The organism is Natronomonas sp. (assembly GCF_047616845.1).
Lineage (GTDB): Archaea > Halobacteriota > Halobacteria > Halobacteriales > Haloarculaceae > Natronomonas.
The window spans coordinates 1-11,536 of sequence record NZ_JBLGBY010000015.1 but is presented as its reverse complement, the minus strand read 5'-3'; the positions used below and the strand labels follow the sequence as shown (position 1 = coordinate 11,536).

The window sequence follows — 11,536 nt, the reverse complement described above, 5'->3', positions numbered from 1 at the left end:
AAGCATGATGGTACCGGTTCGGTGTTTCACGTGCGGTAACGTCGTCGGCGAACACTGGGAAGAGTTCAAAGCTCGCGCCCGCGAGGGCGATGAAGACCCGGCAGAGGTACTCGACGAGCTCGGCGTCGACCGCGCGTGTTGTCGCCGGATGCTCGTCTCCCACAAAGACCTCGTCGACATCGTCTCCCCCTACCAATGAGAGGAACGAACCGCTACGAGAAGGCGCGCACCCTCGGGGCGCGAGCCCTGCAGGTGTCCTACGGCGCACCGGTGCTCATCGACACCGACCAGACGGAGCCCATCCTCGTTGCAGCCGAGGAGTACGACGCCGGCGTCCTTCCGTTCACGGTGCGTCGGGGTGACAAGTAGATGACGCTCATCACGGAGGTTCGGCTTCGCCGCATCCTCGACAGTCGCGGCAATCCGACAGTCGAGGCCGAAGTGCGGACGGAAAGCGGCGGGTTCGGCCGCGGTGCAGCCCCCTCCGGTGCATCGACGGGCGAATACGAGGCCATCGAACTCCCCGCCGAGGAGGCCATCGCCAACGCCCGCGAACTCGCAGTCCCGCGACTCGAAGGGCAGGTGTACGCCGGCGACCAGCGCGGCGTCGACGGCACCCTCCGTGGTGCTGACGGCACGGACGATTTCTCGGAGATCGGCGCAAACTCCGCGGTCGCCATTTCGATGGCCGCAGCAAAGGCCGCCGCCGACGTGCTCGGCGCGCCGCTGTATCAGCATCTCGGTGGCGCCTTCCGCGGCCGTGACTTCCCGGTACCGCTCGGGAACGTCATCGGCGGTGGCGAACACGCTGCCGACGCGACCCACATCCAGGAGTTCCTCGCTGCACCGGTCGGTGCACCATCCGTCGCGGATGCCGTGTTCGCGAACGCGGAGGTGCACGGGGAAGTCCACGACATCCTCGCCGAACGCGGGATTCCCGCCGGCAAGGGTGACGAGGGTGCCTGGGCGCCGTCCATCGACGACAGCGAAGCGTTCGAAATCATGGAGGAGGCCGTCGAGACGGTCGCCGATGACGTCGGCTTCGATATCCGCTTCGGGCTCGACGTTGCAGGCGCCGAACTCTACGAGGGTGGCGCCTACCACTACGGCGAGGAGACGAAATCCACCGACGAGCAGGTGGCGTACATCGCCGACCTCGTCGAGGAGTACAACCTCGCATACGTCGAAGACCCGCTCGACGAAGACGACTTCGAGGCGTTTGCGGAGCTCACAGACCGCGTGGGTTGCGGGGCGCGGAGCGCCCCGAATGGAGCGAGCGGGCAGCGCCCGCGAGCCAACCGGACGCTCATCTGTGGTGACGACCTGTTCGTCACGAACACGGAGCGTCTGAATCGGGGCATCGAGGAGGGTGCGGCCAACAGCATCCTCATCAAGCCCAACCAGATCGGAACGCTGACGGACGCCTTCGACGCGATCGAGCTGGCGACGCAGAACGGCTACGATTCGGTCGTCTCCCATCGTAGCGGCGAGACGGAGGATACGACCATCGCACACCTCGCTGTCGCGACCGATGCCCCGTTCATCAAGACGGGCGCGGTCGGTGGCGAGCGCACTGCAAAACTGAACGAACTCATTCGAATCGAGGCAAACGCATGAGCGATAACGAAGAGGGGCTCGACGCCTCCGAACTCGACGACGAACTCGAGGAGCTCGAAGACGAGCTCGACGAGGAAATCGAAGACACGGAGACCGACGAGGCCGAAGAGGCCAGCCCCACCGACGACGAACAGCCCGCCGAGGCTGCCGACGAGGCCGCCGAGGCAGAAGCAGACGAACCCGTCCTCGATGAGGACGTCATGCCTGACGAAGAGGCAGACCTCCTCATCCCGGTCGAGGATTATCTGGCCGCCGGTGTCCACATCGGTACCCAGCAGAAGACGAAGTCGATGGAGCGGTTCATCCACCGCGTCCGAACGGACGGACTGTACGTGCTGGACATCTCCCAGACCGACAGTCGCATCCGCACGGCTGCGTCGTTCCTTGCGAACTACCAGCCCGAGCAGATTCTGGTGGCATCGAGCCGCCAGTACGGTCGCTTCCCGGCAGAGAAGTTCGCCGACGCCGTGGGCGCCCGCGCCCGCACCGGCCGCTTCATCCCCGGCACGCTGACCAACCCCGACTACGAAGGTTACATCGAACCGGACGTCGTGGTCGTCACCGACCCCATCGGCGACAGCCAGGCCGTCAAGGAGGCCATCACGGTCGGCATCCCGGTCATCGCGATGTGTGACTCCAACAACACGACGTCGAACGTCGACCTCGTTGTCCCGACGAACAACAAGGGTCGAAAAGCGCTGTCGGTCGTCTACTGGCTGCTCGCCAACGAGACGCTCGACCGCCGTGGTGCAGAGCCGGCCTACGCTCTCGAAGATTTCGAGACCGAACTGTAGTCCGCCCGATTTTCGCGTTTTCTATCCGTTCCCCAGCGGTAGCTCCGTGAGTTCCTCGTACAGCAAGTCGTCGGGCACCGCACTCGCCCATCGGAGTTCCGCGACGCCGTCGCCGGCCCGACAGTCGCCGTGCTGGACGGGCCCCTCGAACGAGACGTAGGGGTTCGGTAGTGGCTCACGGCCCGTCCAATCGTCCATGTAGAGGAGATGAATCTGTGCGAGGTCGTCGATAGCCGCCTCGATGCCGGTCGTTTCGCGGACGCCGCGCACCGCACACTCACGATAGGATTCGCCGGGGCGGCGACCGTCACCGGGGTCGACCCAGCCGTCAGCGTCCGCATAGCGAACGAGGAGGACACGGTCGTCGCCACGGACACGAATGCCGGCCCCGCCGATGACGCCGAAGGTATCGAACGTGTCGAGGAGCGCGTCGTACTCATCGGGATCGCACTCGACACGACGGCCGACGAGGTCGACTTCGCCGTACTCGGCGGCGAAATCCGCGACCAGGCCGTTCACGTGACGGAGCAGTTCGGCGGACACAGGCGTACTCCGAACGGGAGCGGCTTGTGCGTGTCGCCCCAGGCCGACCACCCGTTTCGGATACGCTTTTTGCCCGTGGCCGTAATCTCGGGGTATGACCACTTCGAGCGCGCCCGGGAAGGTGTATCTCTTCGGCGAGCACGCCGTCGTGTACGGCGAGCCGGCCGTTCCCTGTGCCATCGAGCGACGGGCACGGGTGACCGTCGAGGCACGCCACACGGACGAGCGCCTCCGCGTGCAGGCGAACGACCTCACGCTCGATGGCTTCACCGTGACCTGGGGCGGCGAAACTGAGGACAGACCCGACGTGGACGTCCCGACGCCGCTCGTCGAGGCTGCGATGGGATACATCGACGGCGCGATCGAGCAGGCCAAAGACGCCGCCGAGGTCTCCGACATCGGGTTCGACGTCACCATCGAGAGCGACATTCCGCTGGGCGCGGGGCTCGGCTCTTCTGCGGCCGTCGTCGTCGCGACCATCGACGCTGCATCGCGTGAACTCGGCGTCGACCTCGATTCGGAGGTACTTGCCGACCGCGCCTATCAGGTCGAACACGAGGTACAGGACGGGGAAGCGTCCCGCGCCGACACCTTCTGCTCGGCGATGGGCGGCGCCGTCCGCGTGCAGGGCGACGACTGCCGCCGGCTTCGTGACGTTCCGAACCTCCCGTTCGTCGTTGGCTACGACGGCGGCACCGGCGACACGGGCGAGCTCGTCGCCGGCGTCCGTGCACTGAAAGAGGAATACGAGTTCGCCGATGATACGGTCGAAGCCATTGGCGACATCGTCCGCAACGGCGAGGCGGCGCTGGAGGCGGGGAACCTCGAAGAGGTCGGACGATTGATGGATTTCAATCACGGACTGCTCTCCGCACTCGGCGTCTCCGCTCGCTCGCTCGATACGATGGTGTGGGCCGCCCGCGAGGCCGACGCGCTCGGTGCGAAACTCACCGGCGCCGGCGGCGGCGGCTGTATCGTCGCCCTCGACAGAACCGAACAGACCCACACCGCGCTGGAGTACACCCCTGGCTGTGAGGAGGCGTTCCGCGCCGATCTCGACACCGACGGGGTGCGTCCCGAAGAATGACGACGGTGCTGAAGCTCGGCGGCAGCGTCATCACGGATAAGAACGACCCGGAGACGGTGGCCGAGGAGACACTTCGCCGGGCCGCGTCTCTGCTCGCCGAGGAAGAGGACATCGTACTCGTCCACGGCGGCGGCAGTTTCGGCCACCACCACGCCGCCGAGTACGGCGTCTCGACGACCGACGGGACGGGCGATACCGAGGCCATACGAATCATCCATGGCGCGATGCATCGGCTGAACACGGCAGTGGTGGACGCGCTCGCGGAGGCTGGCTCGCCAGCCTTCCCAATCCATCCGCTGTCGGCGGCCAGCCGAGACGCGGACGGTGAGCTGTCACTCCCGACCGACCAGATTTCGCGGATGAACAGGGAGGGGTTCGTACCCGTGCTGCACGGCGATGTCGTCGTCCACGAGGGCGCCGGCGCGACGATTCTCTCCGGTGACGAACTCGTCGTCGCGCTCGCGACGGCGTTAGACGCCGACCGCGTCGGCGTCTGTTCGGCTGTTCCGGGCGTCTACGACGCCGACAAGAACGTCATCGACCACATCGACACCTTCGACGACGTTGCGGACGCCCTCGGCGAAAGCGAGGCGACGGACGTCACCGGCGGCATGGCCGCGAAGGTGCGGGAACTCCTCGCGCTCGACGCCCCGGCATACATCTTCGATATCGACGGCCTCGACGCGTTCCTCGCCGACAAGAACCCGGGGACGCGAATCGATTAGCCCTCGGCTGAACGTTTTTATACCAAGGCGCGGCCAGACGGCCCATCCGTCAGTGAACCGTCCGGCGCGTCTCGCGGGTGTGCGGTGCAGCGTGTCGGGAGCAGCGCGGGCACCGCCTGTTCGCCCTATCCGAGTTGCTCGGCCAGTGCCGCTTTGTCGATCTTCTGGCTGCCCGTCCGCGGAAACGAGCCGACGAAGTGGATGCGACGTGGCTTCTCGTAGCCTGCGAGCCCGTCGTGTTCGTCACAGAACGTCTCGACCTCGCCGACCGGCAGCGATTCGTCGCCGATGATGGCCGCGGAGACGGCCTCCCCCAGCCGGTTGTCTGGCGACCCGAACACGGCCACGTCATCAACGGCGTCCATCTCGGCGATGGCGCTCTCGACCCGGGAGGGAGCGACCTTCTCGCCACCGGAGAGGATGATGTCATCGAGCCGGTCGACGAAGTAGAGGATGCCGGCCTCACGCCAAACCACGTCACCAGTGCGGAACCACTCGCCGTCGAACGCCTCCGCGGTTCGTTCCGGGGCATCCCAATAGCGAGGCATGATGCTGTCGCCCCGAAGCCAGAGTTCGCCGTCCTCGCCGTCGGGCACCTCGACGCTCGAATCCGGGTCGACGACGCGCGCCTCGGTCGTCGGGACGGGTTCCCCGAGCGTGCCTTCCGTTCGAGGCGTTTCGGGCGTCCCAGCGACCGTCAGCCCGGCGGCCTCGGTCTGCCCATAGTAGTTCAGCAGTTCGTCGATGTCGAAGGCCGCCTCGAACTCGTCGAGCGCCGCTTCGGCTGCCGGACTGCCCCCGTAGAAGCACATCCGAAGTGTGGAGGTGTCGTGTTCGCCAGCGGCTTCGCTCCCGAGCACGTCAACCATCATCGCCGGCACGAGACCGGAGACGGTCGCATCCGTCTCCTCGACAAGGCGTGCCCACTCTGCAGCGCCCCATGCGGGATGGATAACCACCGACCCGCCGGTGAACAGAGCCATCAGTGTCGCGCCGTGGAATCCACCGACGTGGAACAGCGGCACCGACACGACGGCCGTATCATCGGCGGTTACGTCGTACGTCGAGATGCCGGCGTCGACCTGAGCACCGACGTTGCGGTGCGTCTGGAGGACGCCTTTCGGGTCGCCCGTCGTCCCTGAGGTGTGCATGACGATGGCGGGCTGCTCGTCGAGTCGCGTGGCCGGCTCGGGCGCAGCCGTCGGCTCGCCGAAGGCAGCCGACCGGAATCTGTCGGCGTGACCGTGGACGAGCGCATCCTCGAGACCGACATCCGCGGCCGCATCCGCAGCCGTGCTCGCGAAGACGCTGTCGTGGACGATGACCGCCGGCTCGATGTCGTCAAGGACATAGGCGACCTCGTCGGGGCCGAAACGGTAGTTGACCGGCGTAACGGCACACCCGACACGCCACGCGCCGAGCGCGACCGCGAGGAAGGTTGGATTATCGAGCATGAACACCGCGACGCGGTCGCCGAGCTCGGTACGACCCTCCAGAAACGCCGCAACTGCCGCCGCTCGCTCACGTAGTTCATCGTAGGTAATATCGTCACCATCCGGCTCGATTACCGCCGGCTCGTCCGGCCGGGTTCGGGCCTGCCGAACGAAGCGCTCGTAGAGATTCATACGACATGGCTGCTGGCCGATAGGCCAAAAGTGTGTGGCCTGTTGGCAGGGGGCAGTTTTAGTGGTTTCCGCCGAACCGTCCGGCGATGGAGTACGAACGGCACGAGTTCACAGGTCGAGCAGTTCCTTCGCGATGATGTTCCGCTGAATTTCGCTTGCGCCTTCGCCGATTTGGTAGATTTTCGTGTGTCGGTAATGTCTCTCGACCGGGTAGTCGCGGGTGTAGCCGTTGCCGCCATGAAGTTGGATGGCGTCGCTTGCGACCTCCTCGGCGATTTCCGAGGCGTACAGTTTTGCCATTGAGGCGAGCTTGGTCGGCTTTTCGTCGGCATCGACGCGTGCGGCCGCGTCGTACACCAGTCGGCGGGCGAGTTCGACTTTCATCGCCATGTTCGCGACCTTGTGCTGGACGGCCTGGAACTCCCGGAGTTCGCGGTCGAACTGCTCGCGCTCGCCGACGTAGTCGATGGTCTCCTCAAGACAGCCCTGTGCGATGCCGAGTGCTTGTGCGGCGATGCCGACGCGCTCCTCCTCGAAGAACTCCATGAGCTGATAGAAACCGGCGTTCTCGTAGCCGACGAGGTTCTCCTCGGGGACGCGCACGTCATCGTAGCGGAGTTGGGCGGTTTCGGAAGCGTTCCAGCCGAGTTTGTGGATCTCCGATTCGACCTCAAAGCCGTCACGGTCGGTCTCGACGATGAGAGCGGAGATGCCGCCGTGGCCTGGCTCACCCGTCCGGCACATCGTCAGTACGTAATCCGCGATGGTGCCGTGGGTGATGAACGTCTTGACGCCATTGATGACGTACTCGTCACCATCCTTCTCGGCGGTCGTTTCGATGGATGCAGCGTCGGAGCCGTGCTCGGGTTCGGTGTTGCCCAGCGCGCCGATGAGCTCGCCCTCGGCGATGCCACGGAGAATCCACTCTTTCTGTTCGTCGGAGCCGTACTCGCGAATCATTCGGCTGCCGAACTCGGTACCGATGGCCGCGAGCATGCCGGCGTCGACGCGGCAGATCTCCTCCATGAACAGACAGGTCTCGACCTGCGAGAGCCCGGCACCGCCGTACTCCTCGGGAATCGTGCCACCGACAAGGCCGGTTTCGACGGCCTTCTCCCAGACCGCCTCGGGCCACTCGCCGGTCTCCTCGTGGTGGCGTGCGACGGGTTCGATTTCGTTTTCAGCGAACTCACGGGCAGTCTGTCGGATAGCGCGTTCCTCCTCGGAAAAGGTAAAATCGACCATGTGAGGCAGTGTCAGACAGCATAAAAATAGTTGCTGCCGTGCATTGACGGGTAGAGTTTATTGGTGTGCTGTACCAAACCATCTCGTCTCGATATGCCGACAGTGGGGGGCATCGAATCGATGCCGAAAACATCGACCGGCAAGGTCGCACTCCGCGAGGAATTCTGAGGCGGCCCCTATCAATCGACCGTCGTGAGGAGGCGGGGGATTAACGTGACATCGGTGAGTGAAACCGTGGCATGACCAACGAGTGGCCCGAGACGCCCGCGAGTACCGACATCTTCGCTGACGACCTGCTTGCCGGAGAGACGGCACTGATAACGGGTGGTGGAACCGGAATCGGCGAGGAGATGGCCCTGGCGTTCGCAGACCACGGCGCCGACGTCGCTGTCGCCTCACGCGATATGGATCATCTCGAACCGGTCGCAGAAGCCATCGAGGAGAAAGGACAGAACGCCTGTGCGACGACGGTCGACATCCGGGAAAAAGATGAGGTCGACGCGATGCGTGATACCGTTCTCGACGAGCTGGGCGATATCACCATCCTCGTGAACAACGCCGGCGCGAACTTCCTCACGCCGCTCGAAGACCTCACCGCGAACGGCTGGCGTGCCGTCGTCGGAACGATTCTCGACGGCACAGCCTTCTGTACGATGAGCGTCGGCGAGCACATGATCGAGAACGGCAGAGGGTCGATAATCGCGATGGGGGCGACGAACTCCATCCACGGCGCGCCGTTCCACGGCCACTCCGGTGCGGGGAAGGCGGGCATCCACAACCTGATGCAGACGGTCGCAAGCGAGTGGGCGAAATACAACATTCGCGCGAACACTATCGCTCCGGGCATCATCGAAACCGAAGGCGTCACCGAAGCTGCAGGCGGCGCCCTGCCCGAGCAGATTCTCGACCATGTGCCCGCAGACCGGTTCGGGACGGCTGGCGACTGTATCCCGCTCGCCGTCTTCCTCGCCTCGAAGGCGTCGGCGTACGTGACCGGCTCGTACTACCCCGTCGACGGCGGCCATCTGCTGTTGCCCTCGCCGTACTGAGCGAGAGCGGCCGTCAGAACGCCTCAACCCACGCACTTTTTAAAGCCGGGGGTCGAACATTGGCATAACCGAGCAACGGTCGCCCGGACTCGTATGGGCGGCCGGCAGTCGCTGGCGGGAGACGGCTGGCCGGGCTTGTGACGTGGCGGTGTTGCCGTCACGCGGGCCTCGCCGGTTCCGACCGCCAGCCCACCGACGCCGTCGGTGTCACGTCCGTCATAGACGGCCGTAGGGCCGGTCGCCCACTTGCGAGTCCGAGAGCGTCCTCTCGGATTCAACTATGGAAATCGAAATTGCAACTATTGGCGGCTACGAGGAAGTCGGCCGTCAGATGACCGCGGTACGCGCTGGCGACAACGTCGTCATCTTCGACATGGGTCTGAACCTGTCGAAGGTGCTCATTCACGACAACGTCGAGACCGAGCGAATGCACAGCCTCGACCTGATCGACATGGGCGCCATTCCGGACGACCGCGTCATGTCCGATATCGAGGGTGACGTGCAGGCCATCGTGCCGACGCACGGCCACCTCGACCACATCGGCGCCATCTCGAAGCTGGCCCACCGCTACGATGCGCCCATCGTCGCGACGCCGTTCACCATCGAGCTCGTTAAACAGCAGATCGAAAGCGAGGAGAAGTTCGGTGTGCAGAACGACCTCATCAAGATGGAAGCCGGCTCGATGCGTGACATCGGCGACGAGTGCGAGCTTGAGTTCGTCAACGTCACACACTCGATTATCGACGCTATCAACCCAGTCCTCCACACGCCCGAGGGTTCAGTCGTCTACGGGCTTGACAAGCGGATGGACCACAACCCCGTCCTCGGCGACCCCATCGACATGGATCGGTTCCGTGAAATCAGTCGGGAAGGCGAGGGCGTCCTCTGTTACATCGAGGACTGTACGAACGCGAGCAAGAAGGGCAAGACGCCCTCGGAGACCGTCGCCCGCGAGCAGCTGCGAGACGTGATGTACTCCCTGGAGGATTACGACGGCGGCATCGTCGCCACCACGTTCTCCAGTCACATCGCTCGTGTGACGAGCCTCGTCGAGTTCGCCAAGGACATCGGCCGCCAGCCCGTCCTGCTCGGCCGCTCGATGGAGAAATACTCCGGTACTGCAGAGCGACTCGGCTTCGCCGAGTTCCCGGACGACCTCGGGATGTACGGCCACCGCAAGTCAGTCGACCGGACGTTCAAACGGATCATGGAGGAGGGCAAGGAGGACTACCTGCCCATCGTCACCGGCCACCAGGGCGAGCCACGCGCGATGCTCACCCGGATGGCCCGCGGCGAAACGCCGTACGAGCTGGATGAAGGTGACAAGGTCATCTTCTCGGCTCGTGTGATTCCGGAGCCGACCAATGAGGGCCAGCGCTACCAGGCCGAAACGCTGCTCGGCATGCAGGGCGCCCGCATCTACGACGACATCCACGTTTCCGGCCACCTGAACCAGGAAGGCCACTACCAGATGCTCGATGCGCTCCAGCCGAAAAACCTCATCCCCGCCCACCAGGACATGAAAGGTTTCGCGCCGTACGTCGACCTGGCGCGGAATCAGGGCTACGAGATCGGACGCGACCTCCACATCACGGAGAACGGCAACACCATCCAGCTGACGGAATGACGGTCGAAGAGCGCGTCGAAGCGGCTATCGCGAACCGTCGCGAAACGGTCAACGACGCGATTACGGAGCAGTTACCGATTCAGAAGCCAGAGCGGCTCTACGCCGCCTCTCGTTACCTGCTGGACGCGGGTGGCAAGCGACTTCGGCCAGCCATTCTGCTGCTCACAGCGGAGGCGCTTGCGGACGTCGAGCCGCTTTCGGAGGAGTATTGCTCGTTCCCCTCGCTGTCCGATGGCGAGGTCGACGTGCTCTCAGCGGCCGTCTCAATCGAGGTCATCCAGTCGTTCACGCTCATCCACGACGACATCATGGACGACGACGACCTCCGGCGCGGTGTCCCCGCCGTCCACCAGGAGTTTGACCTCGAAACCGCCATCCTCGCCGGCGACACGCTGTATTCGAAGGCGTTCGAGTACATGCTCGACACCGGCGCGCCGGCCGAACGGAGCGTCGAAGCGCTCGACGAGCTCGCGACCACCTGCACCGAAATCTGTGAGGGGCAGGCGCTGGACGTCGACTTCGAGAACCGCTCTGACGTGACGACCGAGGAGTATCTGGAAATGGTCGAGTTCAAAACCGCCGTCCTCTATGCGGCGGCGGCTTCGATTCCGGCCATCCTGCTCGGTGCCGACGACGACACCGTGGACGCCCTCCACGGCTACGGTCTCGACATCGGTCGCGCCTTCCAGATTCAGGATGACCTCCTTGATCTGACCGTCCCGAGCGAGGAGCTGGGCAAACAGCGCGGCTCCGACCTCATCGAGGGCAAACGCACTATCATCACGCTGCACGCCCGCGACCAGGGCGTCGACGTCGACGGGATCGTTTCGGACGACCCGACGGAAGCCGAGATCGACGCCGCCGTCGAGACGCTCGAAGACGCCGGTAGCATCGAGTTCGCCCGCGAGATGGCGGTCGACCTCGTCGCCAACGGCAAGGAACGGCTCGAAGTCCTTCCGGAAGGTGAGTCCCACAACCTCCTCGAGGACATCGCCGATTTCCTCATCGAGCGCGGGTACTAAACCCCACTTTTTGCACGAGAACGCGGGTCGAGCGCGATGCGCTCGACACCGGTTCTCGGCAAAAACTTGGGGAAAATATGCGCGAGAGCCTCCCTCAGGAAGACTCGCTTCGCTCGTCTTCCACGGATCTCGCTCGCTCCGCTCGCGAGATTGCCGCGGCGCCGAAGGCGCCGCGTTAGTCGGCTCTCGCTACGGCAACGCG

12 protein-coding genes are annotated in these 11,536 nt (G+C 64.6%); 9 read left to right on the top strand and 3 right to left on the bottom strand.

Annotated elements, in window-relative coordinates:
- Positions 1 to 4: 4 nt before the first annotated feature.
- From ACI8UR_RS04865 to rpsB, 4 genes are read left to right on the top strand one after another with little or no spacing between them, the layout of a single operon-like run.
- A complete protein-coding gene (locus ACI8UR_RS04865) occupies positions 5 to 199 on the top strand; it encodes a DNA-directed RNA polymerase subunit N (protein ID WP_411715241.1) in 195 nt (64 codons plus the stop codon).
- Positions 196 to 369, top strand: a complete 174-nt coding sequence (locus ACI8UR_RS04860) for a DNA-directed RNA polymerase subunit K (protein WP_411715242.1) — start codon at positions 196 to 198, stop codon at positions 367 to 369. Before ACI8UR_RS04865 ends, ACI8UR_RS04860 begins: the two co-directional genes overlap by 4 nt.
- A complete protein-coding gene (eno, locus tag ACI8UR_RS04855; RefSeq protein WP_411715243.1) occupies positions 370 to 1,617 on the top strand; it encodes a phosphopyruvate hydratase in 1,248 nt (415 codons plus the stop codon).
- Positions 1,614 to 2,411: a 30S ribosomal protein S2 gene (rpsB, locus tag ACI8UR_RS04850; RefSeq protein WP_411715244.1), complete on the top strand. Its 798-nt coding sequence runs from the start codon at positions 1,614 to 1,616 to the stop codon at positions 2,409 to 2,411. Before eno ends, rpsB begins: the two co-directional genes overlap by 4 nt.
- A gap of 21 nt (positions 2,412 to 2,432) precedes the next feature.
- Here rpsB and ACI8UR_RS04845 read toward each other — a convergent pair whose 3' ends face one another.
- Entirely contained in the window at positions 2,433 to 2,954 is a 522-nt protein-coding gene (locus ACI8UR_RS04845) for an NUDIX hydrolase (RefSeq protein WP_411715245.1), read from the bottom strand.
- A gap of 94 nt (positions 2,955 to 3,048) precedes the next feature.
- Between ACI8UR_RS04845 and mvk the strand changes: the two genes are divergently transcribed.
- Positions 3,049 to 4,041, top strand: a complete 993-nt coding sequence (mvk, locus tag ACI8UR_RS04840) for a mevalonate kinase (RefSeq protein ID WP_411715246.1) — start codon at positions 3,049 to 3,051, stop codon at positions 4,039 to 4,041.
- Complete coding sequence (locus ACI8UR_RS04835; RefSeq protein WP_411715247.1) at positions 4,038 to 4,766, top strand: isopentenyl phosphate kinase; 729 nt, start codon at positions 4,038 to 4,040, stop codon at positions 4,764 to 4,766. Before mvk ends, ACI8UR_RS04835 begins: the two co-directional genes overlap by 4 nt.
- 125 nt (positions 4,767 to 4,891) lie before the next feature.
- On the opposite strand, the gene ACI8UR_RS04830 is transcribed toward ACI8UR_RS04835, so the two are convergent.
- Positions 4,892 to 6,391: a class I adenylate-forming enzyme family protein gene (locus tag ACI8UR_RS04830; protein WP_411715248.1), complete on the bottom strand. Its 1,500-nt coding sequence runs from the start codon at positions 6,389 to 6,391 to the stop codon at positions 4,892 to 4,894.
- 108 nt (positions 6,392 to 6,499) lie between these two features.
- Positions 6,500 to 7,636 carry an acyl-CoA dehydrogenase family protein gene (locus ACI8UR_RS04825; protein ID WP_411715249.1) on the bottom strand — a complete coding sequence of 379 codons (1,137 nt, stop codon included), beginning with the start codon at positions 7,634 to 7,636 and terminating at the stop codon, positions 6,500 to 6,502.
- A gap of 239 nt (positions 7,637 to 7,875) precedes the next feature.
- On the opposite strand from ACI8UR_RS04825, the gene ACI8UR_RS04820 reads away from it, so the two are divergent.
- From ACI8UR_RS04820 to idsA3, 3 genes are all read left to right on the top strand, one after another.
- Positions 7,876 to 8,685, top strand: a complete 810-nt coding sequence (locus tag ACI8UR_RS04820; protein ID WP_411715250.1) for an SDR family oxidoreductase — start codon at positions 7,876 to 7,878, stop codon at positions 8,683 to 8,685.
- A 280-nt stretch (positions 8,686 to 8,965) separates the two neighbouring features.
- A complete protein-coding gene (locus ACI8UR_RS04815; protein ID WP_415087610.1) occupies positions 8,966 to 10,312 on the top strand; it encodes an RNase J family beta-CASP ribonuclease in 1,347 nt (448 codons plus the stop codon).
- Positions 10,309 to 11,334, top strand: a complete 1,026-nt coding sequence (idsA3, locus tag ACI8UR_RS04810; protein WP_415087609.1) for a geranylfarnesyl diphosphate synthase — start codon at positions 10,309 to 10,311, stop codon at positions 11,332 to 11,334. Before ACI8UR_RS04815 ends, idsA3 begins: the two co-directional genes overlap by 4 nt.
- Positions 11,335 to 11,536 lie beyond the last annotated feature (202 nt).

Excerpts from the sequence above, each read along its gene's own strand:
- ACI8UR_RS04865 (WP_411715241.1), top strand. The coding sequence starts at position 5 with ATGATGGTACCGGTTCGGTGTTTCACGTGCGGTAACGTCGTCGGCGAA.
- ACI8UR_RS04860 (WP_411715242.1), top strand. The coding sequence starts at position 196 with ATGAGAGGAACGAACCGCTACGAGAAGGCGCGCACCCTCGGGGCGCGA.
- eno (WP_411715243.1), top strand. The coding sequence starts at position 370 with ATGACGCTCATCACGGAGGTTCGGCTTCGCCGCATCCTCGACAGTCGC.
- rpsB (WP_411715244.1), top strand. The coding sequence starts at position 1,614 with ATGAGCGATAACGAAGAGGGGCTCGACGCCTCCGAACTCGACGACGAA.
- mvk (WP_411715246.1), top strand. The coding sequence starts at position 3,049 with ATGACCACTTCGAGCGCGCCCGGGAAGGTGTATCTCTTCGGCGAGCAC.
- ACI8UR_RS04835 (WP_411715247.1), top strand. The coding sequence starts at position 4,038 with ATGACGACGGTGCTGAAGCTCGGCGGCAGCGTCATCACGGATAAGAAC.
- ACI8UR_RS04830 (WP_411715248.1), bottom strand. The coding sequence starts at position 6,391 with ATGAATCTCTACGAGCGCTTCGTTCGGCAGGCCCGAACCCGGCCGGAC.
- ACI8UR_RS04825 (WP_411715249.1), bottom strand. The coding sequence starts at position 7,636 with ATGGTCGATTTTACCTTTTCCGAGGAGGAACGCGCTATCCGACAGACT.
- ACI8UR_RS04820 (WP_411715250.1), top strand. The coding sequence starts at position 7,876 with ATGACCAACGAGTGGCCCGAGACGCCCGCGAGTACCGACATCTTCGCT.
- ACI8UR_RS04815 (WP_415087610.1), top strand. The coding sequence starts at position 8,966 with ATGGAAATCGAAATTGCAACTATTGGCGGCTACGAGGAAGTCGGCCGT.
- idsA3 (WP_415087609.1), top strand. The coding sequence starts at position 10,309 with ATGACGGTCGAAGAGCGCGTCGAAGCGGCTATCGCGAACCGTCGCGAA.